This is a genomic window from Gordonia sp. ABKF26, assembly GCF_041103195.1.
Lineage (GTDB): Bacteria > Actinomycetota > Actinomycetes > Mycobacteriales > Mycobacteriaceae > Gordonia > Gordonia terrae.
Window position 1 is genome coordinate 1,291,910 of sequence record NZ_JBGCVZ010000003.1, and the last position, 26,759, is coordinate 1,318,668.

Annotated in this window: 22 protein-coding genes; 13 read left to right on the forward strand and 9 right to left on the reverse strand. The window is 69.1% G+C overall.

Annotated elements, in window-relative coordinates; genetic code table 11:
* Positions 1-7: 7 nt before the first annotated feature.
* On the reverse strand, positions 8-880 hold the full coding sequence (locus tag AB4Z55_RS06465) for a siderophore-interacting protein (RefSeq protein ID WP_239401487.1): 873 nt from the start codon (positions 878-880) through the stop codon (positions 8-10).
* Positions 881-983: 103 nt separating this feature from the next.
* On the opposite strand from AB4Z55_RS06465, the gene AB4Z55_RS06470 reads away from it, so the two are divergent.
* Positions 984-2,045 (forward strand): enoyl-CoA hydratase/isomerase family protein, encoded by a 1,062-nt coding sequence (locus AB4Z55_RS06470; protein ID WP_369519403.1) that lies wholly within the window; start codon positions 984-986, stop codon positions 2,043-2,045.
* A 121-nt stretch (positions 2,046-2,166) separates the two neighbouring features.
* The gene (locus AB4Z55_RS06475; RefSeq protein WP_004022259.1) at positions 2,167-2,943 is read left to right on the forward strand and encodes an enoyl-CoA hydratase; all 777 of its coding nucleotides are present in this window, start codon (positions 2,167-2,169) and stop codon (positions 2,941-2,943) included.
* Here AB4Z55_RS06475 and AB4Z55_RS06480 read toward each other — a convergent pair.
* A complete protein-coding gene (locus AB4Z55_RS06480) occupies positions 2,930-3,835 on the reverse strand; it encodes a LysR substrate-binding domain-containing protein (protein WP_239401491.1) in 906 nt (301 codons plus the stop codon). The two genes, AB4Z55_RS06475 and AB4Z55_RS06480, sit on opposite strands and share 14 nt — an antisense overlap.
* 91 nt (positions 3,836-3,926) lie before the next feature.
* On the opposite strand from AB4Z55_RS06480, the gene AB4Z55_RS06485 reads away from it, so the two are divergent.
* From AB4Z55_RS06485 to AB4Z55_RS06500, 4 genes are read left to right on the forward strand one after another with little or no spacing between them, the layout of a single operon-like run.
* Complete coding sequence (locus AB4Z55_RS06485; protein WP_369519404.1) at positions 3,927-5,165, forward strand: acetyl-CoA C-acetyltransferase; 1,239 nt, start codon at positions 3,927-3,929, stop codon at positions 5,163-5,165.
* Complete coding sequence (pcaD, locus tag AB4Z55_RS06490; protein WP_369519405.1) at positions 5,162-5,929, forward strand: 3-oxoadipate enol-lactonase; 768 nt, start codon at positions 5,162-5,164, stop codon at positions 5,927-5,929. The genes AB4Z55_RS06485 and pcaD overlap by 4 nt, the downstream gene beginning before the upstream one ends.
* The gene (locus AB4Z55_RS06495) at positions 5,926-6,759 is read left to right on the forward strand and encodes a CoA transferase subunit A (RefSeq protein ID WP_248643717.1); all 834 of its coding nucleotides are present in this window, start codon (positions 5,926-5,928) and stop codon (positions 6,757-6,759) included. Before pcaD ends, AB4Z55_RS06495 begins: the two co-directional genes overlap by 4 nt.
* 10 nt (positions 6,760-6,769) lie before the next feature.
* Positions 6,770-7,423: a 3-oxoacid CoA-transferase subunit B gene (locus AB4Z55_RS06500; RefSeq protein WP_369519406.1), complete on the forward strand. Its 654-nt coding sequence runs from the start codon at positions 6,770-6,772 to the stop codon at positions 7,421-7,423.
* On the opposite strand, the gene AB4Z55_RS06505 is transcribed toward AB4Z55_RS06500, so the two are convergent.
* Together AB4Z55_RS06505 and AB4Z55_RS06510 are read right to left on the reverse strand one after the other, a co-directional pair.
* Complete coding sequence (locus tag AB4Z55_RS06505; RefSeq protein WP_369519407.1) at positions 7,414-8,811, reverse strand: amidohydrolase family protein; 1,398 nt, start codon at positions 8,809-8,811, stop codon at positions 7,414-7,416. The genes AB4Z55_RS06500 and AB4Z55_RS06505 overlap by 10 nt on opposite strands.
* The gene (locus AB4Z55_RS06510) at positions 8,808-10,040 is read right to left on the reverse strand and encodes a CoA transferase (protein ID WP_369519408.1); all 1,233 of its coding nucleotides are present in this window, start codon (positions 10,038-10,040) and stop codon (positions 8,808-8,810) included. Before AB4Z55_RS06510 ends, AB4Z55_RS06505 begins: the two co-directional genes overlap by 4 nt.
* A 44-nt stretch (positions 10,041-10,084) precedes the next feature.
* Here AB4Z55_RS06510 and AB4Z55_RS06515 point away from each other — a divergent pair, with 44 nt between their 5' ends.
* The gene (locus AB4Z55_RS06515; protein WP_369519409.1) at positions 10,085-11,143 is read left to right on the forward strand and encodes an enoyl-CoA hydratase/isomerase family protein; all 1,059 of its coding nucleotides are present in this window, start codon (positions 10,085-10,087) and stop codon (positions 11,141-11,143) included.
* A gap of 10 nt (positions 11,144-11,153) precedes the next feature.
* Here the strand turns inward: AB4Z55_RS06515 and AB4Z55_RS06520 are convergent, their stop codons facing one another.
* From AB4Z55_RS06520 to benA, 4 genes are read right to left on the reverse strand one after another with little or no spacing between them, the layout of a single operon-like run.
* A complete protein-coding gene (locus AB4Z55_RS06520; protein ID WP_369519410.1) occupies positions 11,154-13,886 on the reverse strand; it encodes an AAA family ATPase in 2,733 nt (910 codons plus the stop codon).
* A gap of 29 nt (positions 13,887-13,915) precedes the next feature.
* Positions 13,916-16,753 (reverse strand): benzoate 1,2-dioxygenase electron transfer component BenC, encoded by a 2,838-nt coding sequence (gene benC / locus AB4Z55_RS06525; protein WP_369519411.1) that lies wholly within the window; start codon positions 16,751-16,753, stop codon positions 13,916-13,918.
* A 49-nt stretch (positions 16,754-16,802) separates the two neighbouring features.
* Positions 16,803-17,360, reverse strand: a complete 558-nt coding sequence (benB, locus tag AB4Z55_RS06530) for a benzoate 1,2-dioxygenase small subunit (protein WP_369519412.1) — start codon at positions 17,358-17,360, stop codon at positions 16,803-16,805.
* Between the two features lie 11 nt (positions 17,361-17,371).
* Positions 17,372-18,754 (reverse strand): benzoate 1,2-dioxygenase large subunit, encoded by a 1,383-nt coding sequence (benA, locus tag AB4Z55_RS06535; protein WP_369519413.1) that lies wholly within the window; start codon positions 18,752-18,754, stop codon positions 17,372-17,374.
* A gap of 219 nt (positions 18,755-18,973) precedes the next feature.
* Here benA and AB4Z55_RS06540 point away from each other — a divergent pair, with 219 nt between their 5' ends.
* The 4 genes from AB4Z55_RS06540 to catC all read left to right on the forward strand — a co-directional run bounded on the left by AB4Z55_RS06540 (position 18,974) and on the right by catC (position 22,277).
* Complete coding sequence (locus tag AB4Z55_RS06540; RefSeq protein ID WP_004022246.1) at positions 18,974-19,966, forward strand: LysR family transcriptional regulator; 993 nt, start codon at positions 18,974-18,976, stop codon at positions 19,964-19,966.
* Positions 19,963-21,066 carry a mandelate racemase/muconate lactonizing enzyme family protein gene (locus tag AB4Z55_RS06545; protein ID WP_369519414.1) on the forward strand — a complete coding sequence of 368 codons (1,104 nt, stop codon included), beginning with the start codon at positions 19,963-19,965 and terminating at the stop codon, positions 21,064-21,066. The genes AB4Z55_RS06540 and AB4Z55_RS06545 overlap by 4 nt, the downstream gene beginning before the upstream one ends.
* Before the next feature lie 63 nt (positions 21,067-21,129).
* The gene (gene catA, locus AB4Z55_RS06550) at positions 21,130-21,996 is read left to right on the forward strand and encodes a catechol 1,2-dioxygenase (RefSeq protein WP_004022244.1); all 867 of its coding nucleotides are present in this window, start codon (positions 21,130-21,132) and stop codon (positions 21,994-21,996) included.
* Entirely contained in the window at positions 21,996-22,277 is a 282-nt protein-coding gene (catC, locus tag AB4Z55_RS06555; RefSeq protein WP_004022243.1) for a muconolactone Delta-isomerase, read from the forward strand. The genes catA and catC overlap by 1 nt, the downstream gene beginning before the upstream one ends.
* A gap of 76 nt (positions 22,278-22,353) precedes the next feature.
* Here the strand turns inward: catC and AB4Z55_RS06560 are convergent, their stop codons facing one another.
* Positions 22,354-23,523 (reverse strand): metallophosphoesterase, encoded by a 1,170-nt coding sequence (locus AB4Z55_RS06560; RefSeq protein ID WP_354561176.1) that lies wholly within the window; start codon positions 23,521-23,523, stop codon positions 22,354-22,356.
* A 107-nt stretch (positions 23,524-23,630) separates the two neighbouring features.
* Here AB4Z55_RS06560 and AB4Z55_RS06565 point away from each other — a divergent pair, with 107 nt between their 5' ends.
* A complete protein-coding gene (locus AB4Z55_RS06565) occupies positions 23,631-24,473 on the forward strand; it encodes a sulfurtransferase (protein ID WP_354561175.1) in 843 nt (280 codons plus the stop codon).
* A gap of 115 nt (positions 24,474-24,588) precedes the next feature.
* Complete coding sequence (locus tag AB4Z55_RS06570) at positions 24,589-26,742, forward strand: acyl-CoA dehydrogenase (protein WP_354561173.1); 2,154 nt, start codon at positions 24,589-24,591, stop codon at positions 26,740-26,742.
* Positions 26,743-26,759 lie beyond the last annotated feature (17 nt).

Sequence of the window (26,759 nt, forward strand, 5' to 3'; positions counted from 1 at the left end):
GTCGCGCCTAGAGCCCCGCCCGTTCGAGCGCCTCGTCGAACTCCTCCGAGGCCTGCTTCTCGCTCTTGCCGTCTTCGAGCGCCTGGCGATAGACGGCGAACAGTTCGGCGCCTCGTTGTACATAGGCCTGCGTCCAGCGCTCGGCGTCGACACGCCAGTAGCCGATGACGTCGTAGGACCCGCGGTCCCAGCGAAGACTGCCGCGCAGGTGCTTGCGAATCGCGCGCGACTCCGCTGCCTCGCCGGCGAACCAGCAGTACGCGCCGGAGTCCGGCAGGGTGAGCCCGCAGACCGTGTCGGCAAGCCGGCTCGGCGTACGGGAGTTTCCGCCGACGAGCGTGATCAGCTCGACATCCCGCTCGGGTAGGTAGGACAGTTCGGTCGGCGCGGGCACCTCGACCACGGCGGTCACCCCGTCGGTCGACGGCAGTTCGTCGAGGATGCGTGCCAGAGCGGGGAGCCCGGCAAGATCGGCGGCGAGGATCAGGCGTTCGACGCCGGCGGGTGGCGCGTACCAGCTCCGCGCATGCGTCATCACCACGTCATGCCCCGCCTCGGCGCGTTGCGCCCACAGCGTCGCGGGGCCGGCCGCATGGATGACGAAGTCGACGACCATGGTGCAGGCGGAGTGGTCGACCGACCGGATCGAGTAGTTCCGGCCGTCGGGTGCCGGGTCGATGTCGTAGTAGGCCCACGTGCCGTCGCGACATTCCATATCCGGTGTGACACGCTCGGGGTCGTGTGGGAAGTAGATGCCCACGGCTTCGTCGGCGCCGCCGGGCAAGCCGAGTCCTGGCAGATCGGCCACGTCGAAGACGATACGACGCAGATTGGGCGTCAGGTCGGCGACGTCGGCAACGCGTGCTCTGGAGTAGCCCATGAGGTAACCCTAACCTGACTTGTCTGGACCCGGGTTACTAGGATATGCAACTATCTGAGAAGAACCATCTGCGACGTCTGTCGGTGTGGAGAGGAGTTCGTCCGTGTCGGAACCATCGGTCGTGACGGAGAAGAACGGGTCGGCGCGGTCGCTGGTCCTGAACCGTCCGAAGTCCATCAACGCAATCGATCACGAGATGGTCGGCTCGATGGCCGAACACCTCGCGGCCTGGGCCGACGATGACGCGGTCGAGGCCGTCGTTCTCTCCGGTGCCGGTGAACGGGGGCTCTGCGCCGGTGGCGACATCGTCGCCATCCATCGCGACGCGTCCTCGCTCAGCGGGAATCCCGAGTCGACCGACCGTGATGCCGAGCAGTCGCCGTCGGCGAAGTTCTGGTTCGACGAATACCGGCTGAACGCGCTGATCTCGGGCTACCCCAAGCCGTACGTCGCGATCATGGACGGCATCGTGATGGGCGGCGGTGTCGGAGTCTCCGCGCACGGCGACATCCGTGTCGTCACCGACCGCACGAAGCTCGCGATGCCCGAGGTGGGTATCGGATTCGTTCCCGATGTCGGTGGCACTCATCTTCTTTCGCGCGTTCCGGACGGACTCGGAACCTACGCCGGTCTCACCGCCGGTCACCTGCGCGGCGCCGACGCCATCGCGATGGGGCTGGCCGACCACTTCGTCCCGTCCGAGTCCCTCCCGGCGTTTCTCGCCGCGATCGGCGAGTCGGGTGTCGAGGCGGCGTTGTCCGCCCACGCCGTCGACGCGCCGGCCTCCGAACTCGCCGAGCAGCGTGAGTGGATCGCGGAAGCGTTTGCGGCCGACGATGTCTCGGAGATCATCGAACGCTGCCGCGCGATCGGTACACCTTTCGCCGACAAGACCGCCGACGCCATCGCCGCGAAGAGCCCGACCGCACTGGCCGTCACGCTGCGATCGTTGCGTGAGGCAGCCGGCGACGCGACCCTCGAGGACACCCTCGTCCGTGAATTCCGCGTCTCGGTGCGGTGCCTGCTGCATCCCGACATGGCCGAGGGCATCCGCGCCCAGGTCATCGACAAGGACCGAAATCCGAAGTGGGCGGCATTCTCCGAGGATGCCGTCGACGCCTTCTTCGCGCCGCTTCCCGACGACCTCACGTTCGGCGAACGCTGACCGCGGAACCTTCCGGCACGACGCCGGACCTTCCGGCGTTCGCGATCAACCCGTAGCATCCCGCCCCGTACGACCAGCCCCGTACGATCCCGGGCCGTCACCGACCGAAAGAGGACTCACCATGACCGAACACCAGACCATCGTCGTCGAGACCAGCGGCCGGGTGGGCATCATCACCCTCAACCGCCCGAAGGCGCTGAACGCTCTCAACACCGAGCTGATGAACGAAGTGGTCGGCGCTGTCCGCGAATTCGACGTCGACCAGGGGATCGGCGCGATCGTGATCACCGGTTCGGAGAAGGCGTTCGCCGCGGGCGCCGACATCAAGGAGATGTCGTCGAAGTCGTACGCGGACGTGGTGAACGAGCAGTTCTTCGGCGCCTGGGATGAGCTGTCGCGGGCGCGCACCCCGATCATCGCCGCGGTCACCGGTTACGCACTCGGCGGCGGCTGCGAGCTCGCGATGCTGTGCGACACCATCATCGCCGGCGACAACGCCGTCTTCGGCCAGCCCGAGATCAACCTGGGTGTCATCCCCGGCATCGGCGGCTCGCAGCGTCTCACTCGCGCCGTCGGCAAGGCCAAGGCGATGGACATGGTGCTGACCGGCCGGCAGATGAAGGTCGACGAGGCCGAACGCCTCGGCCTCGTGTCGCGGGTCGTTCCCAAGGAGGACTGCCGCGCCGCCGCCATCGAGGTCGCCGAGGTCATCGCCTCGAAGTCGCTCATCGCGTCCGCGGCCGCCAAGGACGCGGTCAACCGCGCCTTCGAGTCGAGTCTGGTCGAGGGCGTCCGCGCCGAGCGCGCGCTGTTCTACTCGACGTTCGCGACCGACGACCAGACCGAGGGCATGGCCGCCTTCGTCGAGAAGCGGGACCCGAACTTCACCCACCGCTGATCGGTCCCGAAACCCGCCGAAGCACGGTGAGGGCCCGGTCGACGAGCGGGGTCCGGCGCCCGTCCGGGAACGCGACGGCGAGTTCGACCTCGTCGTCGGTGTCGAGCGGCCGGTAGACGACGCCCGGTACGCCGAGCGCCGAGGTGGGTTCGGGGACCAGGGCGACCCCCACCCCGGCGGCGACCAGCGTCACGAGCGTCGACGTCTCCTCGACCTCGTGCCGGATGCGCGGCACGAATCCCGCGCGTCCGGCGGCGGCCGACAGGACGCCGTGCATGATCGACTTCCCGCCGCCCGCGTGGACGATGAAGTCGTCGCCGCCCAGAAGCGCGAGGTCGACGGCCGCATCTGATGCGCCGCGGGCGAGTTGATGGTCGTGGGGCAGAGCCACGATGAGGCGGTCGCTGCGGATCGGCTCGACATGCAGTCCGGTCGTGTCGATCGGCATCCGCAACAACGCGAGGTCGATGTCCCCGGCCGTGAGCGCGGTGATCTGGGCGGGTGCCAGCATCTCGCCGCGAACGCTCACGTCCACATCTGGTAGCTCGTCGCTGAGTGCGCGCACCAGTGCGGGTAGCAGCGAGTAGGTGGCCGAACCCACGCACCCGATCGACAGGGTGCCTGCACGTCCGTCGGCGATCCGCTGCGCCTGCCGCGATGCGGCGTCGACCGAGTCCAGGATTGCGACGGCTCGCTCCAGGTAGTCCGCACCTGCCGGGGTCAGCTCGACGCGCCGCGTCGACCGGACCAGCAGTGCGACGCCGAGCTCGTCCTCGAGTTGACGGATCTGCTGGGACAGCGGTGGCTGGGCCATGTGAAGTCGCCGGGCGGCCCGGCCGAAGTGCAGCTCCTCGGCGACGGCGCGGAAGTACCGCAGGTGTCGCAGCTCCATGCGGCCAGTCTAAGCGTTTGATATCCACTGCGTATCAAAAGCCCTGATACGGATACTTCTCCATATCGGCGGCGGTTCCTACTGTGGTGGCATGGCTACTTCCAGCACGGGCGCGGGTACCGACATCGTCGTCTGTTCTCCGCTGCGTACCCCGGTCGGACGCATGGGTGGCGCACTGTCGACGGTCCCCGTCACCCGCCTGGCCACCGACCTCCTTCGCGAACTCACGGCACGCACCGGGCTGGGAGAGGGCGATGTCGACGACGTGATCCTCGGGCAGGGCTACGCCAACGGGGAGTCGCCTGCGCTCGGCCGGATCGCGGCGCTGGACGCCGGACTCGGTGTCGGAGTGCCGGGGATGCAGATCGACCGTCGGTGTGGTTCCGGTCTGCAGGCGATCCTGACCGGCGCCGCGTCCGTCGCGACCGGTGGTGCCCGCTTGGTCGTGGCCGGTGGTGCCGAGTCGATGTCGACCGTCGAGCATTACGCGCTCGGTCTCCGGTCGGGAATCAGGCAGGGCGGCGTCGAACTCCGCGATCGCCTCGACCGCGGGCGTCTGACCGCGGGCGGCGAGTCGCACCCCGTTCCGGGCGGGATGATCGAGACCGCCGAGAATCTCCGGGCGCGATACGGCATCTCGCGGATCGAGCAGGACGAGTTCGCGGCCCGCTCCCACGAACGTGCGATCGCGGCGCACGACAGCGGCCGCTTCGCCGACGAACTGGTGCCCGTCACCATCCCCGGCCGCCGCGGCCGCCCCGACACCATCGTCGATCGTGACGAGCACCCGCGCGCCGACGCCACCGTCGAATCGCTTTCGGCCCTGCGCCCCGTGCGACTCAAGGTCGACGCTGACTCGACGGTCACGGCCGGAAACGCATCCGGGCAGAACGACGGCGCGGCCATGGCCGTGGTCACCACGCGCGCCGAGGCCGAGCGCCGCGGGCTCGAACCTCTTCTGGCGCTGCGTTCCTGGGCGGTCACCGGCTGCGAGCCCGAGGTCATGGGCATCGGCCCGGTCGGGGCCACCGCCGCCGCCCTCGACCGCGCCGGCCTCACGCTGGACGAGATCGACCTCATCGAACTCAACGAAGCCTTTGCCGCCCAGGTGCTCGCCTGCCTGGCGGAGTGGAAGATCGACCCGACCGACGAACGGCTCAACCCCAACGGGTCCGGTATCTCGCTGGGTCATCCCATCGGAGCCACCGGCGCCCGCATCCTCGCCACGGCGGCGTACGAAGCGCGCCGCCGCGACTGTCGGTACGTCCTGGAGACGATGTGCATCGGCGGCGGACAGGGACTCGCCGCGATCTTCGAGGCGACCCGATGAGCGCGCAGGTCCACGCCGTCGTCACGGGTCGTCCCGACGGGCCGGCCGTCGTCTTGTCCAACTCGCTGGGGTCGACACATCGGATGTGGGACGCCCAGATCGCCGCGCTCGAGGAGCGATTCCGTGTCGTGCGCTACGACACCCGCGGGCACGGAGATTCGCCTGTGCCACCGGGCCCGTACTCGATCGACGAACTGGCCGACGACGTGATCGGGCTTCTCGAGCGCCTCGACATCGAACGCGCGCACCTCGTCGGGCTCTCGCTCGGCGGGATGACCATGATGCGCGTCGCCGCACGGAATCCCGAACGTGTGAACCGGTTGGCCCTGCTGTGCACCGCCGCGTACCTGCCGCCGGCACAGGGCTGGACCGACCGTGCCGCGCTGGTGCGCGCCGACGGCACCTCGGCGGTCGCCGCGGCCGTGGTCCAGCGGTGGTTCACCCCCGGATACCTCGCCGCGAACACCGAAGCGCAACAGGGGTACGAGGCCATGGTCGCCGCCACCCCCACCGAGGGATACGCGGCCTGCTGCGAGGCGATCGCCGCGATGGATCAGCGGGCCGAGCTGTCGTCGATCATCGCGCCCACACTGGCGATCGCCGGCGCCGACGACCCGGCCACCCCACCGGATCTGTTGCGCGACATCGTCGATGCCGTGCCGAACGGCCGTCTGCTGGTGGTCCCGGACTCGGCCCACCTCGCCAACGCCGAACAACCCGGCACCATCACACCCGCACTTCTCGAGCACCTGGAGCAACAATGAGCACTCGCGACAGTGCCGCCACGACGACGGTCGTCGACCGTCCCGGCGGCCCGATCAAACTCGCGGCGTCGGCGGCCGAGGCGGTCGCCGACATCCCCGACGGCGCGAGTATCGCGGTCGGCGGCTTCGGGCTGGCCGGCATCCCAGGATTTCTCATCGACGCACTCCTCGAGCAGGGCGCCGCGAACCTGACCATCGTCTCCAACAACTGCGGAGCCGACGGCGCGGGCCTGGGGCTGCTGCTGGAGGCCCGTCGCATCGACCGGGTGGTCGCGTCCTACATCGGCGAGAACAAGGAATTCGGTCGCCAGTTCCTGTCCGGCGAGGTCACCGTCGAACTCACTCCGCAGGGGACATTGGCTGAACGCATGCGGGCCGGCGGAAGCGGGATCGGGGCGTTCTTCACCCCCACCGGCGTCGGCACGCTCGTCGCCGAGGGCGGGCTGCCCTGGCGCTACCACTCCGACGGCACCATCGCGGAGGCGTCGCCGCCCAAGGAGGTTCGGACCTTCCACGGCCGGGAGATGGTCCTCGAGGAGTCGATCGTCACCGACTACGCACTCATCCGGGCCGCGGCCGCCGACACCGACGGCAATTGCCGGTTCCACGCCGCCGCAAGGAATTTCAACCCGCCGGCGGCGATGGCCGGGCGCGTCACGATCGTCGAGGCGGAGAAGGTGGTCGAGGTCGGCGAACTCGGACCCGACGAGATCCATCTGCCCGGCATCTTCGTGCAGCGGATCGTCGAACTCGCCCCGGAGCAGGTGGCGCGCAAGGGGATCGAGAAGCGCACCGTCCGTGAACGTCCCGCCGCATCCCCATCAGCCTAGGAGTGTCGAGATGACCTGGACCCGTACCGAGATGGCCGCCCGCGCCGCCCGCGAACTCACCCCCGGCGACTACGTCAACCTGGGAATCGGGTTGCCCACGATGATTCCCGACCTCATGCCCGACAACTCGGGTGTTCACCTGCACGCCGAGAACGGCATCCTCGGCGTGGGGCCGTTTCCCTACGATGACGAGGTCGACCCCGACCTCATCAACGCCGGCAAGCAGACCGTGACGGTGCTGCCCGGGGCGTCGTACTTCGATTCGGCCACGAGCTTCGCGATGATCCGCGGTGGCCACGTCGACGTCGCGGTCCTCGGTGGCATGCAGGTCGCGATGAACGGCGACCTGGCCAACTGGATGGTGCCGGGGGCCCTCGTGAAGGGCATCGGTGGCGCCATGGACCTGGTCAACGGCGCAGGCCGGGTCATCGTGGTGATGGACCACGTCTCCAAGAAGGGTGAACCCAAGCTGCTCGAGGGTTGCGCGCTCCCGCTGACGGGCCGCGGTGTGGTGAGTCGCGTGATCACCGACCTCGGTGTGTTCGACATCGCCGGAACAGGTTTCGACGTCGTCGAGTACGCCCCGGGTGTCGACCTGGAAGTCGTTGCGGACAAGACCGGTGCGCCTGTGGTCGACCGGGTGGCGGTGACCGCTCAGCGCTGACACGCGATGTCTCCGCGGATCAGTGTGCACCGCACTGCATCTGATCCGTCGGTCAGCGCGTGTTCGAGAGATTCCGCGAGCAGGACGAGGTCGGCGGGCCGGCCCACCTCAACGGTGCGTGGGGATTTCCCCGGTGCCTCCGGCGGAGCGAGATACATGCCCAGGGCGCCGGCGTGGTCCACTCGCTCACCGGGTCCGACGACGCGCCCGTCCGGAGCTCGTCGGTCGGCCGCGGCCGCGATGACCGACCAGGGATCGGTGGGTCCGTATGGGGCGTCGCTCGACAGGGCGACGGTGACGCCGGCGTCGACGAGAGAGCGGCACCGGTACAGATCGTCGATGTCATCGCCGTCGAGCCGGTCGAGGTAGTCGTCGCCGCGGTCGGAGATGAAACCCGGCTGGGTGACCACGGTGAGGCCTCGTCGCCGTAGTTCGCGGACGGTCTCGGCGGCGATGATCGCGCCGTGTTCGACCCGGTCTTGAGGGTGACCGCCAGTCTCGTCGAGTGCCGCGAGGAACAGGAGCAGGGACTCTCGGCTGACCGAGTGCACGGCGACCCCTCGGTTCCCGAGGTGGACGTCGCGGATGGCGCGGCACAGGGTGGGGAAGTCGGGGAGGGCGGAGTCGGCGAGCACGATCTTGTGGGGTCCGAGGGTCACCGTCGGACGCGGCAGCGGGGTCCCCTGCTCGGCACCGAGGAGATGAAGACGCTGGGGCAGTGCACCTGTGACGTGCTCGTCGATCAGGTGGGCCAGGCTGCCGGGAGCGAGATCCGGCGTCGCGTCGGTGACGCCGGTGACACCGAACCGGGCGAGTTCGGCTCCCACGCCTGCCAGATCGGGCGGGCCCGCGCCGCCGAGTCGCTCGCGCAGCCAGGTGTCGGCGCGCCAGAGGCGCCCGGTCGGTGAACCCGACTCGTCGCGTTCGATGCCGGGGTGGTCTCCGGACGCGAGGTCCACCGCGGCTGCGGCGGCAGAGTTGAGGAACCACACCGCACCGCTCCGATGTTGCACGCGGACGGGCCGCCGGGCGTGCAATCGGTCGAGCGCGGCCAGATCGAGAAGTCCGGCAACGGTTTCGACGTAGCCGACGCCCCGCACCCATCCCTGATTGTCCGATGACGGTGCGGTGGCGAGTGCGGCCGCGAGTTCCTCGGGGTCGGTCACGTGTGGTGGGCCGCACCGGACCGAGTTGCGTGCCGAGGCCAGTGCGTGCAGATGGATGTGGTGGTCGTGGAGGCCGGGGATGAGCGCGCCGCCGCGGCCCTCGATGACCTCGGCGCCGGTCGTCGGCAGGCCCACCCCGATCTCGGAGATCTGTCCGTTCTCCACCGCCACGTCCCGAATGCCCTCGTGGAGTGTCACGTTCGTGATCACGAGCCGACTCACAGCCGGATCCCGAGAGAGTCGAGGACCGCGGACGTGTCGCGTCCGGACCGCGGTGCGTGCCGAGCCGTGGGACGTCGCGTGGGCGGGGCCAGGACCGCGGGACCGGATGCGGTGTCGACAATCCATCGCCCGGCGTCGGAACGGGCCGCCGGTGTGGGTGTCGCGCCGACCGTCGCGGCCACGGTCGCGCGCATCGAGACGTCCCACAGCACACCGCCGTCGGTGGCACTCATGGCGAGAGCCGCGGCGGTGAGTCCGGCCAACGGGTCGGCGATGGCATCCCCGACAAACATCGCCCCGGTGTGGTCGTAGGCGACGAGACCGGCGGACGCGGCGACGTCGTCGCCGAAACCGATTCGCTCCGAACCACGTCCCGCGGCCGTGATCGAGATCCACGTGGCGCCGGCCGACACGAACTCCGCGCTGTCCAGACCGAACCCGCGCAGGGCTCGTGGACGCGACGCCTCGATGACGATGTCGGCAGATGCGACGAGCCGATGCAGAGCGCCGCGTTCGGCCGCCACCGCCGGGTCCAGGACGACGGACTCGTGGCCGCCGTGAAGTAGCCGGTAGAACTCGGCGTTCCCGCTGCGCGCCCCGTCGGGGCGTTGCGGGGTCTCCACCTTCACCACGCGGGCACCCGCCGAACCCAGCAGGTGCGCGCACAACGGGCCGGCCCACAGCGCGCTGAAGTCGACCACCAGCATGTCCGCGACCGAACGCGGGTCGCCCGTCGGCGTCGGGGCACCGCACGCGGCGGCAGTCACCTCGTCGTCGCGGGCCACCGAACCGGCTGCGACGCCGAGCATCGCCGCTCGTTCGTCGAACTCGGCCCGGCTGTGTTCGCCGAGCCAGTCCGCGACCGCCGGCCAGGGATCATTCCCGATGTCGCGTCCCACGACAGCGCCGAGAAGCGCGACATCGTCGGGGCGGGCACAGTTCACCGCGACCCACCCGTCGGTGGCCGGCAGCAGTCGTCCCGTCCCGCCGAGGGTCACCGCACCGCGGCGGTGGAATCCGGTCAGAGCGGCTCGTTCGGACAGCAGGACGGCCCCGTCGACGTCGACCGCGCCGTCGCTGGCCAGCCGGATGTGGTCGGTGAGATCCCGTGCCCGGGCCGCGGCGTCACCCATCGGTATCACGGGCGGGCCGTCGGGGCGGCCGGTCAGGTGGGGAATCCCGCTGTCTGCCCATGCACGCACCGGGTCACGGGGCGCGTCGCTGTGCACGGCCGAAATGCTACCGTCTGCACGGGCACACAGGAGGTCATGGCATGGGCAGTCGCCGTCTCTCGATCGCCGATCTGGCGGGCACACCGGCCATCGGCGGGGGCGAGCTCTTCGGTCACCACGCGGCGCTGACCGACCCGGTTGTCGTGGTCGACCTCGATGCGGACGATCGGTCGGTCACCGACATCGCCGGCGCCGCCGAACGGGCGGCGACCGCCGAGACCATCCTCGTCGGTGTTTCTCGACGGACGCCGGACCCCGCGCTGCGCCCCGTCCTCGCCGCACTTGATGTCACGTACGCGCCCGGGTGCGACGACCGGGCCGTCGTCGCCGTCGACGACGTAGAAGCCGCGATCGGACGGTTCCTGGAATCGGTCGGCCGGACCCCGACCGCGGCTCTGGTGGCGGCACAGGTGCTCCGAGCCGCCGAGCCCCTCGAACCGATCCCGGCCATCGACGTCGAGTCGTTCGCGTACTCGACACTGCAGGCGGGCCCCGAGTTCGGCGCGTGGCTCACCGCGCGGCGCGCCCAGGGACGACCACTTCCGCCGATGACGGTCGACCCCGTCCTGCTCGATCGTGTCGACGACACCCTGTACATCACCCTCAACCGGCCCGAGCGCCGTAACGCCTACGGCACGGCGGTGCGCGACGCACTGGTCGAGTCGTTGCGGGTCGCGGTCGTCGACGGCACGATCCGCCGTGTCGTCCTCGACGGCGCGGGAAGCTCCTTCTGTGCGGGCGGCGATCTCGACGAGTTCGGTCACATGCCCGACGCGACGACGGCACATCTCGTTCGCACGCGGGGCGGGGCCGGACGGTTGATGGCTGCTCTGGCCGATCGCGTCGAGGTCCGGCTGCACGGGCACTGTGTGGGCGCAGGTATCGAGATTCCCGCGTTTGCGCGACGGGTCGTCGCGAGACCGGACACTCGGCTCCGACTGCCGGAGGTGTCCATGGGACTCATCCCCGGTGCCGGTGGCACCGTGAGTGTGCCCCGGCGCATCGGCCGGTGGCGGGCGCTGCATCTCTTCGTCACCGGCGAGACCATCGAGGCCTCTCGAGCGTTGTCGTGGCGCCTTGTCGACGCGATCGAGGACTGAAACCGGGAGTTCACCGGCGCGAGGCCGCCAGCTCGGCGCGGGACTTCACGCCGAGTTTCGCGTAGATCCGGGTCAGGTGGTACTGCACCGTCTTCGGTGAGATGTAGAGCTCGGCCGCCACCTCCCGGTTCGACAGGCCACGCGCGACGAGGGCGGTCACCGCCTCCTCCTGGGGCGTGAGTTCGACGGCACCCGTTGCGGCGGTGTGGTTCTCGCCACGAGACGTCGCGAGACCGCCGGCCTTCAGTTCGCGTTCGCAGCGTTCGACATAGGTGGTGGCGCCCAGCGACAGATACAGATCGCGGGCAGTCCCGATGACGGCGTCCGCGGCGCGGCGCTTGCCGGCGCGTCGCAACGTCTGGCCGTAGGCGAAGTTCACCCGTGCCTGGTCGTAGCGCAGGCCGAGACCGTCGAGGAGTTCGATGCCCTCCTCGAAGGTCCGTCGTGCGCCGTGGATGTCACCGGTCGCGCCCAGGAGGCGACCACGTGCGTACTTCATCCGGGCAGCCGACGATCGGTGTCCCCGCTCGGCGGACCGGGACTCGTAGCGACACAGCAGATCGTCGGCGTCGTCGTGTCGTCCCTCGAGCACCAGTGCGTTGGCGAGGACGTCGACCCACGGCCACAAGCCCGGCTCGGAGAGCGCCGGGACGGACTCGGTCATTGCGACCAGCGGGGTGAGTACTCGTCGGACCTTGCCGTAATCCGCTGCGGCCTCGGCCAGCTGGGCCCGGGCCAGCAGGTCGGGTATCCGCATGATCTCGTAGTCGCCGATGGAGGTGCTGCTCTGTGCCACACTCCGGTGGGCGTCCTCCCAGTCGCCGCGCAGCGAATGGATCTGGCTCGCAGTCCAGTTGAGGAGGGGAGTGGTCAACGCGATGCCACTGCTGCGGGCGAGAGCGCGACCGGCCTCGACGCCACGCAGGGCGCCATCCCAGTCGCCGGTGAGGAACTGGACGCGGGCGAGCCAGGCCAGTGCCCACAGGGTGATCCGGGTGGACCCGCCGAGCTGTGCCATCGACACGGCGGTCTCGAGATCGCTGCGGGCGGCGTCGATCTCGTCGAGACCGAGGCGCAGCCAGCCGCGTCCCATGATCGCGCGCTGCGCCTGCGCGCCGTAGCGGACGCGCTCCGAGACCGTCTCGTACTCGGCACGGGCGGCGTCCGGGTGTCCCGACCACGCCAGTCCGAGCCCGCGGATGACCGCGGCCTCCACGCGTGCGGCGGAACCGGTGTCGGCCATCGCGTTCGCCCGATCCGCCCACTCCACCAGTTCGGCGCCCTGACATCGGACCAGATTGTGCAGGACGTGACGCTGCGCGATCAGGGCGGCGACATCGGGTTCGCGCTCGACGTTGACGATCGCCCACGCACGATCGAGACGCAGCTGCGCCTCCGCCGACCGTCCCCGCAGGATGGCGAGGTACGCCAGGGTCGCGTTGCGCAGGGGTGTCTCGCGCAGGCTCTCCACGGTCGGGACCAGGGCGCCGGCGCCTGTGCAATCTCCCGCGGCGAGTAGCGAATCGACCGCGAGCGTCATCCTGGTGTCGCGCCGCAACGGGTCGGGGGTGAGTCGGCCCGCCTGCCGGTACAGCCCGGCGGCCTCGGCCCACGCGCCGTCGGCGCCGCGGGCCCGTGCGAGAGCGGCGAGGTCGTCGGCGAGGGTGGCGTCGACGGTCGAGGTGGCCGCGACGCGGTGATGGAGTTGCCGGGCGGGGTCGTCGACCGTGTCCGCGGCCCGGCGGTGGGCCTCGCCCACTGCTTTCATGCCGAGGACCTCGAGGACGGCGGCTCGGACCAGCGGGCCGGCCAGGCGCGGTTGCGCCTCTGCGGGTGTCAGCGCTCGGTCGACCGTCACCAGTCCGGTTGCCTGCGCGTCGTCGATGGCGCCGAGCGGGTCCGTGATCCCGGCGAGGGCGATCGCGGTGGCCAGGGGTTCGGCAGGGTCGAGGATGGCGAGCGCCTCGATCAGCGATCGGGCGGGCGTGCCGTTGTCCGGCAATCGGTCTCGGACCGCGACGACGACGTGGGACGGTGCAGGCAGCGCCACGCCGGTGCGGGACCAGGTGAGCGCCGGGACCTCGTCGAGCAGGGCCACGATGTCGCGTGGATTACCGCCGGTGTGCCGGGCCAGTTCCGTCTGCATCGACGGGTGCAGCACGATGCCACGCTGCGCGGCGATGTCCGCCGTGCCCTGTGCGTCCAGGCCGTCGAGCCGCAACTCCTCGAGCGCACTGCCGACGAGCCGGGCGCCCGGACGAGACATGGTGACGATGACCAGGATTCGACGATCCCGGTGCTCACGCGTCAGCGAGACCAGCGTCTGCAGGGACTCCTCGTCGGCGAGGTCGGCATCGTCGATGGCGATGAGTGCGGCCATGTCACTCGTCATCTCGCTCGATGGCTCCGCGGGAGCCGCGACCGCTGCGAGCAGTCCGTCGAGCAGGTCGTCCGGGGACGGGACGGTATCGGTCGCGGGTGTGACGTCGGACCGGTCCTGTACCAGCTGCCGGATGAGCGCGCCGGGCGTGTGCGCTCGCCATGGTGACACCGCGGCCCACAACGTGGGACCGGTTGTCGGAGCGGACAATCGCCGCCGGACCAGGTGCCTCAGCAGTGTCGACTTGCCGATGCCGGGATCTCCCGTGACGGCCAGCACACCTGCCTCCGACACGGCATCGAGCCGCGAGGACAGCAACTCGATCTCGCGGTCGCGGCCGACACACCCGCCGGTGACCATCATCGGTCCATACTAGGGCCTCGCCGGGTGGCTCAACCCTGGTCACCGCCGGCGACAGGGAGCACGGTCCCGGTGATGTAGGACGCCTCGTCCGAGGCGAGGAAACAGAGGGCTGCCGCCTGCTCGTCGAGCGTGCCGTACCGGTGCATCGTCGACGACGAGAGGGTCTGGTCGATGTGCGCCTGGTACCACTGCGATTCGGTGATGCTGCGCGGTTCCGGGGTGCCGCGTGAGATGCGGCGCGGTGGTGCCTCGGTTCCGCCCGGTGCCGTGGCCACAACCCTGATGCCGTGGTCGGCGTACTCGAGCGCCAGCGACGCGGTCAGCGCGTTGACCGCACCCTTGGCCGCGGAGTAAGGAATTCGATGGACTCCCCGGGTGGCGGCGGACGAGACGTTGACGATCACGCCGCGTCCGGATCGCACCATCGACGGCAGCGCCGCGCGGCAGGTGAACAGGGTGGTCATCAGCGACCGGTCGATCTCGGTGCGAATCTGTTCGTCGGTGAACTCGGTGAATGGTTTGAAGTTGATCGCGCCGCCGACGTTGTTGATGAGCACGTCGACCCGGCCGTAGGAGTCGATCGCACGCCGGACGACGGCCTCGGCGCCGGCGAAGGTCTCGAGGTCGGCGACGGCCGACACCGCACCGGGCCCGGTCACGGCGAGTTCGCGGGTCACGTCGTCGACGAGTTCGGAACGGTCGGCCAGCACGAGCTGTCCGCCCTCGGCGCTGATCCGGCGCGCGGTCTGCTCCCCGATACCCTGTGCGGCACCGGTGATCAGCACGACCTTGCCGCTGAACCGCCCCGGGGTGACGAAACGTGGCCGCCGCGAGCCGATCTCGTCGGACATCGCTCGTCGCATGGTCTGCTTGGAGCGGTCGGCATGGGCGACGATCAACGCCCGGGCGGCATCGTGGTCGCCGGAGGTGAACGCGGTCACGATGTCGAGGTGGTCCTGGGCGCACAGTGGGTGACACCATGTCGCGTGCCGCAACACCTCGCTCATCCGGCCTTTCACACCGAGGGCCTTGTAGGCCTCGAGGAGGTGATCGTTGCCGGTGAGCAGGAACAGATAGTCGTGGAACGCGGCGTTGGTCTCCGTGTACTCGGCGGAATCGACGAACCGGTCGCCGTCGACGTAGGGCACCGTGGCGTCGGCGAGCAGGCGGTAACCCGCCAGTTGCTGGGTGGACAACCGGCCGAAAGTCAGCTCCAGTGCGCCCAGTTCGAGAGCGGCCCGCGCCTCGAAGAGCGCGTCGGACTCGGTGATCTCCGGATGCTCCTCACCGATCTGATATCCATGTGAGCCGATGACGGTCGGCGCGGCGGACGCGTCGAGGTCGGGAGTCCCCGTCGGTGTGCGCGTCGGTGCGGGGTGGGTGTGGAGCGCAGTGCTGTCCGATGCGGCGAACATCTCCTGCCCGGCTATCGAACGAGCCGGTGCCCCGGGCTGCGACACCGTGGCGACGGTATCGGCATCGACGTCACCGGCCCGGGCTCCCGACGCGTGGGGCCAGATGAGTTGACCTGCGATTCGCCAGCGGGCGTCCTCGGTCGCGGCGGGGCGGGGACCCGACCATGCGTCGAGGTCCGTGGACGGGAGCGTCTCCTGTCCGGCGATCGCCCGTGCGTCCGGGGCGAACAGGAGGGCGTCGGCGTGCGTCTGCTCGTCGATGGGCTGTGCTCGCGAAGATTTCGGCGTGATGTCGTCGGAAGCCGCGTCGCCGACGCTCGTTGTGCCGGTCGTGCCGCGCGCATCCGGGCCGGCGGGGAGGTCTGTGGTTCCCTGCGCGGCGAGCGCGAACTTCTCGTAGTAGAAGCCGGTCGGCTCGATTCCGGCCTGTGTGACGTGCTGCCGGACCGATTCCACCATCGGTGGAGGACCGCAGAGATAGATCGCCACGTCGCCGTCGTTGAGGTGGCCGGGGCCGATCAGGCTCATCACGTAACCCTTGTTGGGTGCTGAGCTCGCCGGGTCGGAGACGCAGTGATCCCAGGTGAACCCGGGCAGTTTCCCGACGAACCACTCGATCTCGTCGACCGCCACCAGGTCGACATCCGTTGACACGCCGTAGATCAGATGGACCGTGCGATCGCTGTTGTCGGAGTGCAACTTTCGCAGCATCGACAAGATCGGCGCAAGTCCGGTACCCCCGGCCAGCAACAGCACCGGCCGGTCCGCCTCGCGGAGGAAGAAGGAACCGTGCGGACCGGTGAAGGCGATCGGTTCGCCCCGGGCGGCACGGTCGGTGAGATAGCTCGACATGGCCCCACCGGACGTCAGCTTGATCAGGAAGATCAGCCGGTCCTCGTGCGGCCCGTTGGCGAACGAGTACGACCGGGTGACCGGGTTGCCCCGCCCGTCATCGCTGCCGGGGATCTCGATGTTCACGTACTGACCCGGCAAGAACGCCAGTTGTCCGCGATTCTCGATGTGGATACCCAGCCGGACGGTGGATTCCGACAATCGGTCGAGCTCGACGACGGTCCCGGTGAATCTGGCCGCCTGTGTCTTGGCGATGTCCGACGTCGCCGGAATCTGCAGGACCAGATCGGATCTCGGCTTCATGCAACACGGCAGCGCATAGCCCTGTGCCGACTCGTCGTCGCTGAGGGCGTCGTCGATGTACGTGCCGCCGTCGTAATCGCCGGACTCGCAGAACGACTTACACGTGCCGCACGCGCCGTCGCGGCAGTCGAGCGGAATGTTGATGCGCTGACGGTACGACGCGTCGGCGACGGTCTGATCTTCGCGGCACGTGATGAATCGGGTGACCCCGTCCTCGAAGGACAGTGCCACCTGGTGGGTGGTCGCGTCGGTGTCGCCGGTGTCGTTGCGGACACCCGCCTCCGGGGTGACAGTCATGAAAGGGTCCTCGATGAGAGTGAGATGGGTTGAGCGGCCGGGAAACCGTTCAGAAGTGGTACACGTCGACGACGTGATGGATGTAGTCGTTCTTCAGCACGATCGTCTTGCGCCGGATCAGCGGATGCTCGCCGGAGAAGTCGATCGTGTAGAACGAGGTCCCGTAGTACGGGTCGACGGTGTTGTACCGGAAATACATGGTGTGCCAGTTGAATCGGACGTCGACCAGGTCACCGTGCCGGTCGATGACCTCCACGTTGGTGATGTTGTGGCTCGTCCGCGGCTCCGGAAGCGACGTCGCCGACGACCGCTCGGTACGAATGCGGAAGACCCGGTCCTCGAGACCGCCCTTGTTGCCGTAGTAGATGAGCGAGATCTCGCGGTGGGGGTCCTCGGTGAGGCGGTCCCGGTCGTCCCACGCCGGCATCCGGTAGACGACATCGTCGGCGTAACAGTCGAGCCACTTCTCGAACTCGCGGTCGTCGAGGTGACGCGCCTCCCGATAGAGGAACTGTTCGATCATGTTCTGGGTGATGAGTTTCTCGGTCGCGTCGGCGGCGCCTCGGGTGGACGTCGGTGCAGTGGAGTCGGTGTGGACGTTCGTCATGACCTTCCCTTTCAGTGCTCGGTGGCGGACATGCGTTGTTCGGCGGCTGCGGCGGCGCGCATCGTCTCGAGCCAGTAACCGTGCTGGACGGGGTAGAGGCCCTCGTCCTCGTTCTTGACGCCGGCCGAGATCACCCCGGTCATGCCCAACGATTCGGCGACGGGGTCGGGCCCGGTGAGCCAGTGCTCGGCGCCTCGGCTCATGTCGTTCCACGGCGCGGCCTGCGCCCGGAACGTGAGCTGGCACGAGCGGAACTCCTCGAGGTCGTCGGGCGTGGCCATGCCGGAGGCGTTGAAGAAGTCCTCGTACTGACGGATGCGGTGCGCCCGGGCGGAGTCGCTCTCCCCCTTGGGTGCGATGCAGTAGATCGTGACCTCGGTCTTGTCCGGGGCGATCGGGCGGAAGTGGCGGATCTGCGTCGAGAACTGGTCCATCAGATAGACATTCGGGTACAGGCACAGGTTGCGCGAACCCTTCACCATGAACTCGCCCTTGGCGTCGCCGTGGATCTCCTTGAGCTGCTCCAGCGAATCCCACAGCGGGCGGTCCTGGGGATTGGCCGCCCAGGTCCAGAGGCACAGATGGCCGTTGGGGTAGGACCAGTATCCGCCGCCGGACTTCCCCCAGCCGCCGGCGTCGAGCGCCTTGGTGTCGTTCTTCGACTCGCCGGTGCCGCGACGCGACGTGGTGGCCGCGTAGTTCCAGTGGGTGGCGGTGACGTGATAACCGTCGGCGCCGTTCTCCGCCTGTACTTTCCAGTTTCCGTCGAAGGTGTAGGTGGATGCGCCGCGCAGGACCTCGAGCCCGTCGGGGGACTGGTCGACGAGCATGTCGATGACGACGCGCGTGTCGCCGAGATGGTCGTCGAGCGAACTGACGTCGTCGTTCAGGCTGCCGAACAGGAAGCCGCGGTAGCTGTCGAAGCGGGCGACCTCGGTCATGTTGTGCGAACCGTCGACGTCGAAGGTGTCCGGGTAGCCGGCGCCGTCGGGGTCCTTGACTTTGAGCAGCGTTCCGTCGTTGCGGAAGGTCCACCCGTGGAACGGGCAGGTCAGTGTCATGCGGTTGTCGGTCTTGCGTCGGCAGATCATCGCGCCGCGGTGCGCGCACGCGTTGATCAGGCAGTGCAGTTCGCCGCTCTTGTCGCGGGTGATGACCACGGGCTGCCGACCGATGTAGGTGGTGAAGTAGTCACCGGGCTCGGGGACCTGACTCTCGTGCGCGAGGTAGATCCAGTTGCCCTCGAAGATGTGCTTCATCTCCAGCTCGAAGATGTCCTCATCGGTGAAGATCCGCCGGTTGGCGCGGTAGACACCGGCGTCGCGGTCGTCGACGACCGCGTCGCCGAGGACCGAGTTCACGTGGTTCAGATGTTCCGATACTGACGCGGTCATGGTCGTGTACCTCCAGAAGTGGGCTGCTCTCTGCACTGTGGCAGCACGTGGCGGCGATCACACCGGGGTATTTACCAGTCCTGACCCAGTAGTCGATTGATCGATCTGATTCATCAATCGACGCAATTTATGTCTTTGTCATGTATGGATCGACGCTCTACCGTGAGACGTGTCCGCGGTCACAGCCGCGGTGTCGATCGGTACGAGACGAGGCAGGTCATGGAGCTACGGCACTTGCGGTACTTCGCCGCCGTGGCCGACACCTGCCATTTCGGGCAGGCGGCGGAGTCGTTGCACGTGGCGCAACCCGCGCTGTCCTACGCCATTCGCCAGCTCGAGGCCGAGCTCGACGTCACGCTGTTCACGCGGACCACCCGCCAGGTGTCGCTCACCCCGGCCGGGCAATACCTTCGGGTCCAGGCCGAACGAATTCTCGCGGGCGTGGACGAGGCCGTGGACGGCGTGCGTCGGATCGCCGCCGGCCGCAGCGGCGTCGTCCGGGTCGGCATCACCGGCATCGCTGCCTTCTCCCACCTCCCGCGCATCGCTCGGGTGGTCAAACGGGAGTTGCCCGACGTGGACCTCCGCATCCAGTCCGACATGCTCACACCGGGCCAGTGTGACGCCCTGCGTGCCGGTGTCCTCGACCTCGGGGTGCTCCGCCCGCCGGCGATCGGCGAGGACATCGAGACGAGGGTCATCGACGTCGAGCCGATGGTGCTCGCGGTCTCGGTCGATCACCGTCTGGCCGTCGAGCCGGTGGTCTCGGTCGCCGACCTCCGCAACGAACCGTTCGTGCTCTACGACAGCCGGGACTCGGCGGTCAACGATGCCGCGATGCGGACTTGTCGCGCAGCCGGATTCGTCCCGCATCGGGCGCACCAGGCGCCGGGCACCGCGGTGCTGCTGGCCCTCGTCGCCGCGGGGCTGGGGGTCTCCCTGCTCCCGGCTTCGGTGCGTTCGCTCCCGCTCGACGGGCTGGTGGTGCGCGACCTCGCCGACGCCGACACCGTTGAGGTCGCACTCGCCCGGAGATCGGGATCCGGCGACCCGGTCGTCGCGGCGGTCGCCGACGTCATCGCCGCAGCCTTCGCCCCGGATGACGCCATCGACACCGATCCGGCCTTCGTCACCGCAGCCGGCGGCGATCGGGTCGCCGACCATCGTTCCCTGAGTGCCCGGACGGGTGCTCGATCTGGAGAGAAGTCGTGAAAATCACCGCTGTGGAGGCGATCCCGTTCGCCATCCCGTATGTGAAGCCGTTGAGGTTCGCCTCCGGCGAGGTGCACGCCGCCACCCACGTGCTGGTACGGGTGCACACCGACGCAGGCGTGGTCGGCGTCGCCGAGGCGCCGCCCCGTCCGTTCACCTATGGCGAGACCCAGGACGGCATCATCGCCGTGATCGAGGGCATCTTCGCGCCCGCGGTCGTCGGCCTCACCCTGCTGGAACGCGAGGTGGTCGCCGCCCGGATGGCCCGGACGGTCGGCAACCCCGCTGCGAAATCCGCTGTGGACATGGCGGTCTGGGATGCACTTGGCAAGGTTCTCGGGCTTCCGGTGGGTGACATGCTCGGCGGGTACACCGATCGGTTGCGGGTCAGTCACATGCTCGGTTTCGCCGAGCCTGCCGCGATGGTCGCCGAAGCCGAGAAGATGGTGGACGCCTACGGGATCCGCACGTTCAAGGTGAAGGTCGGACGTCATCCCGCCTCCCTCGACACCGCGGTCGTCCGCGCGCTGCGCGAGCGGTTCGGCGGCGACGTCGAACTGTACGTCGACGGCAACCGGGGTTGGACGGCGGCCGAGTCGGCGCGCGCCATGCGGGAGATGGCCGACCTCGATCTGCTGTTCGCCGAAGAGCTGTGCGACGCAGCGGATGTCCTCGGCCGACGCTGGCTCGTCGAACAGCTGGCGGTACCGTTCATCGCCGACGAATCGGTGCCCACGCCGGCCGACGTCACCCGCGAGGTCCTCGGCCGATCGGCGACCGCCATCAGCATCAAGACCGCGCGTTCGGGTTTCACCACCTCGCGGCGTACGCACCATCTCGCGGAGGGTCTCGGCGTCCCGGTCGTCATGGGCAACCAGATCGACGGCCAGATCGGGACCGCCTGCACTCTCGCCTTCGGCAGCGCCTTCGAGCTGACCTCGCGCTACGCGGGTGAGCTGTCGAACTTCCTCGACATGAGCGACGACCTGCTGACCGAGCCGCTGCAGATCCGCGACGGCCACCTGCACCGGTCGACCGCGCCGGGCATCGGCTTCGAGGTCGACCCGGACAAGCTCGAGAAGTACCGCACCGACAACTGAAAGCACGACCCCCACAACACGTCTCGTGGCAGCCCCACGACTCGGAGCAACAAGGAGAAGGACATGACCACCACCGAGCATCCCCAGGAAGTCGCCACCGCCGCCGCGTCCGGCGCCTCCGCGACCGAACGGTTCCATGCGGACAAGTCGCCGTTCGAGGCCGTCAAGGACACCCCGCCCGAGCGTGTGTCGATGTTGATCAACGACGTCCTCGCGGGCGTGCACGAGACCATTCGCAAGCACAAGGTCACCTACGACGAGTACAACGCGCTCAAGGCGTGGCTCATCAACGTCGGCGAGGACGGCGAGTGGCCGCTGTTCCTCGACGTGTGGGTCGAGCACGTCGTCGAAGACGTTGCGACCGAACACCGCCAGGGCAACAAGGGCAGCATCGAGGGCCCGTACTACGTTCCGGACGCTCCGGAGCTCGGCGCCAAGGGCACGGTTCCGATGCGCGACGACGAGCCCGGTGATCCGCTGGTGTGGACCGGTCAGGTTCGCTCCTGTGACGGCTCCGCGCTCGCCGGCGCCACGGTCGAGCTCTGGCATGCCGACGACGACGGCTACTACTCGCAGTTCGCCCCCGGCATCCCGGAGTGGAACCTGCGCGGCACCTTCACCGTCGATGACGACGGCCGGTTCGAGATCACCACCATCCGACCCGCGCCGTACATGATCCCGACCGACGGCTCGTGCGGCAAGATGATCTCGGCTGCCGGCTGGCATCCGTGGCGTCCCGCGCACCTGCACCTCAAGGTGTCGGCGCCCGGCCACGAGCAGCTCACCGCGCAGCTGTACTTCCCGGGCGACCCGCACAACGACGACGACGTCGCGAGCGCGGTCAAGCCCGAGCTGGTGCTGGACCCGAAGGACGACGGCCAGGGCGGCTTCACCATCTCCTACGACTTCGTGCTGGACCCGGCGAAGTAATGCTGTTCCACGTGCGGATGGACGTCGCCATCCCCGACGACCTCGATCCCGAGGTACGTGCGGAAACCGTCGCGCGGGAGAAGGCGTACTCCCAGGATCTACAGCGTGCAGGGAAGTGGCCGCACATCTGGCGGATCGTCGGCGAGTACTCCAACTACTCGATCTTCGACGTCGAGTCGAACGACGAACTGCACACCCTGCTCTCGGGTCTGCCGTTGTTCCCGTACATGCAGATCAAGGTCACCCCGCTGGCAACCCATCCGTCGGACATCAACGGCTGACGGTCCGTTCCCGCTCACCGAATCCGTTCCCGCTCACCGAAAAGGATGAGTGGGAACGGATTGTGTGCGCGAAACCTCAGGGGGCAGAGGCCGCCGATCGCAGCGTGAGGATCGTGATCTCCGGCGGTGTCAGGACGCGGACCGGCGGGCCCCACGCGCCGGCGCCACGGGTGGTGTAGATGACGGTGTCGCCGATCTGGTCGAGCCCGGTGATCGTCGGCTGCTGGGCGCGCACCAGATAGCGGATGGGCCAGAGCTGGCCACCGTGCGTGTGCCCCGACAGCTGCAGGTCGACGCCGAGATCGGAGGCCTCCACCGCCTGCTTGGGCTGGTGGGCGAGAAGGAGGGTGAAGTCGTCGGGGGACGATCCCGCCAGGGCCGCCGGCAGGTCCGGCTCATATGGTTCCGGGGCGGTGGCGTCGTAGATGCCTGCGAGTGTGATGGTCGCGCCGTCGACCTCGATGGGGACCCGCGAGTTGCGCAGCGTGCGCACGCCGAGTTCCTCCCAGACGTCGAGCCACCGGCCGCCGTCGTCGGCGTAGTACTCGTGGTTGCCGCTGACGCCGAACACACCGAGTGGTGCCTGCAGGTCTGCAAGGGGTTCCAGCGTGTCGCGAACGTTCGGGATCGTGCCATCGGTCAGGTCGCCGACGAGGACGACGAGATCGGGCTTCTGCTCGTTGACGTCGTCGACGACGCGCTGGGTGAACGACGCGTCGCGGGCCGGACCGACGTGGAGGTCGGAGATCACCGCGATGCGCGTTCCGTCGAACTGCTGGGGCAGGCTCGCGAATGTGGCGTCGACGTCGACGACCTGGGGGCGAGACGCTTCGTACACGCCGTAGCCGGTGACCCCGAGCGCGATGATCACGACCGCGGCGGTCGCGAACCGGAGCTTGCCGACCCGACGCGCGGCGAGGGCCGGGGTGTCCTGCACGCCGGAACGGCGACGCCGGATCGAGCGGATGACGTGCGCGGCGAACGAGACGAGACCCACCACCGCGAGGCCCAGGAACAGGTAGAAAACGGCGGCGAGCCAGATCAGCCCGATGGTGCCGATCGGTCGCGCCCACGACGGGTCGAGCACGCGTCCGGTGGCGAAGCCGATGAGTGCGAGCGCCCACAGGACGACAAGCGCGACGTCGGCGATGATCGACCAGGGACGTGGCATCGCAGTCGCTCGCACGATGCGCCGGTGCAGCCAGAACGTGATGAGTCCGAAGACGACGGCAGGAAACAACGCCACGGATGGACTCCTGAGGGTGTTGACGACAGGGCGGCGGATGGCCAGCGCCCGGGCATGGGCGGATTGCCCCAATTCTGCCATCGGTGTGCGTTGGTACCCTCGCCGCCATGGCTGAGGTCCTCATCGCCCCGCTCGAACTGGCCGAGATGCTCCTGTCCACTCCACCGGTCCTGTTGGACGTGCGCTGGCAGTTGGGCGACTTCGACGGCCGGGGTGCCTACCGCGAGGGGCACATCCCCGGCGCGGTCTACGTCGACCTCGACTCCGAACTGGCCGCCCCGCCCTCCGGGCCGGTCGGGGGTAGGCACCCGCTGCCTGCCGTTGCCGATCTCCAGGAGGCGGCCCGGCGATGGGGGATCGACGACGGCGTCCCGGTGGTGGTCTACGACGACTCCGGCAATCTTGCCGCCGCCCGGGCCTGGTGGCTGCTGCGCTGGGCGGGAGTCGCCGACGTGCGACTCCTCGACGGTGGTCTCGCGGCGTGGCGCGCCGAAGGTCTGCGGACGACGACGGGAGACGGCGGTCGCCCGCGGGCCGGTCGGGTGACGCTCACCGCCGGACACCTGCCGGTCGCGACCATCGACGATGTGGCGGCCGGACCGGACCACCTGCTCGACGCCCGCGCCGCCGAGCGCTACCGCGGCGACGTCGAACCGGTCGATCCGCGTGCGGGTCACATTCCCGGGGCGATCAACGTCCCGACCGCGGACAACGTCGACACGTCCGGCCGATTTCATCCGGCCGACGAGCTACGGCGGCGGTTCGCGGGTGTCGGCATCGACGCGGAGGCCGGAACCGGGGTGGTGGTGTACTGCGGTTCCGGGATCAACGCGGCGCACCAGATCGCGGCCCTCGCCGTCGCCGGCATCGACGCGTCCTTGTTCCCGGGGTCGTTCTCGCAGTGGTCGTCGGACCCGGAGCGGCCGGTCGCCGAGGGCGACCGGCCCTGAGGACGTTCATCGCAACCGGCTCTGATGGGACGAACCCGGACGTTTTGTCCCAAGGCGGCCCGCCGCGGGCCGGGTAGATGGTGTGATCGGGTGACCGACGATCCCGGGAGTCGCCATGAGTATTGCCCTGACCGAAGACCACGTCGAACTCGCCTCGGTGGTACGCGAATTCGCCGTCGACCGCAAGGTGCGAGCGCAGGCGCGAGATCGTCTCGACGCGTCGGAGGAGGCCAGGCCCACCTTCTGGCAGGAGATCGCCGACCTCGGGTGGTTGGGCCTGCACGTCGCCGAGGAGTACGGCGGGTCCGGCTTCGGTGTGGCCGAGTTGGTCGTGGTGACAGAGGAATTGGGTCGCGCCGTGGCACCCGGGCCGTTCCTGCCCACCGTGCTCGCCTCTGCGATCCTGGCCCGTGCCGACGACGAGGCGCGTGCCCGCTGGTTGCGGTCACTCGTCGACGGCACGATCACCGCGGGTCTCGGACTCGCCCCGGGGCTGACCGAGTCCGACGGCAAGTCGTCCGGTGTCGTCGACGCGGTGCTCGGCGCACCGCTCGCCGACCTTCTGGTGCTGATCACCGATGACGACGTACTGGTGATCGAATCGACGGCGGCCGGTGTCGACGTGGGTGCGCAGGCCGACCTCGATCCGACCCGGCGCTCGGCCAGGGTGTCGTTGACCGATGCCGCCGTCGTCCGTCTGCCGAGACTCGCCGCCACCGCCCTGGCCCTCACGCGGACGCTGGTCGCCGCCGAAGCGGTGGGCGGGGCACGCGATGCACTGGACACCGCGGTCGCCTACGCGAAGGTCCGCGAACAATTCGGTCGGACCATCGGGTCGTTCCAGGCCGTCAAACACCACTGCGCGAACATGCTCGTCGGCGCGGAGGCCGCCACGGCGGTCGTGTGGGATGCCGCGCGGGCAGCCGACGAGGACGCCGACGCCCTCGGACTGGTGGCGGCGTCGGCCGCGGCGCTTGCGTTGCCCACGTACACGCGGAATGCGGAACTGAACATCCAGGTGCACGGCGGCATCGGCTTCACCTGGGAGCACGACGCGCACCTGCACCTGCGTCGGGCCACCGTGCTGCAGGCCTTCTTCGGAGGGCAGCGGCCGGCGCACGATGTGTATGCCTTCTCCGCGGCCGGCATCACCCGTGCCAACAGCCTCGACCTCCCGCCGGAGGCCGAGGAACTGCGGACGCGCGTGCGCGCCGACATCGCCGAGATCGCAGCGGCCGACGAGTCCGAGCAGCGGGAGAAGCTGATCGACACCGGGTACGTGATGCCGCACTGGCCCACGCCGTGGGGACGCGCCGCGGACTCGGTCGAACAACTCGTCATCGACGAAGAGATGGCTGCGGCGGGGGTGAAGCGACCCGACTACAGCATCACCGGGTGGGTCATCCTCACCCTCATCCAACAGGGCACGCAGGACCAGATCGACCGTCTCGTACGGCCGGCGCTGCTCGGTGACGAGGTGTGGTGTCAGTTGTTCTCCGAGCCGGGCGCGGGGTCGGACGCGGCGGCGGTCACCACGAGGGCCACACGCGTCGACGGTGGCTGGCGTATCAATGGCCAGAAGGTGTGGACCAGCGGCGCGCACCTGTGTCGCCGCGGCCTGGCGACGGTCCGGACCGACCCGGAAGCTCCCAAACACAAGGGCATCACCGCGGTGCTGATCGACATGGAGGCGCCCGGGGTCGAGGTGCGGCCGCTGCGTCAGATCACCGGCGGATCGGAGTTCAACGAAGTGTTCTTCACCGACGTCTTCGTCCCCGACGCCGACGTGGTGGGCACCCCGAACGATGGCTGGGCCGTGGCCCGCGCGACCCTCGGCAACGAGCGGGTCAGCATCGGCGGCGGAGCACCGGGCAGCGATGGCGCGGTGCAGCAGATGGTGGCGCTCGTCCAGGGCTACGGGGACCGGGTCGAGGGGGCGGCGACGAAGGTCGGGGAGTTCCTCGCCGTCGAGGATGCGCTGCGACTGCTGAATCTGCGTCGCGCCGCCAGGTCCGTCGTCGGCGCCGCCCCCGGACCCGAGGGCAACGTCACGAAACTGCTTCTCGCCGAACACCTCAGCGATCGTGCCCATCTCGCGGCGGAACTGCTCGGACCCGATGTCGCGTTCTCGGACGGCCCCGGCAAGCTGGCCGGCCTGCTGATACTCGGGGCCCGCGGGATGTCGATCGCCGGAGGGACGTCGGAGATCACCCGCAACCAGATCGCCGAGCGCATCCTCGGGTTGCCGCGCGATCCGCTCATCCGCTGAGACGCCGCGCTGATCCT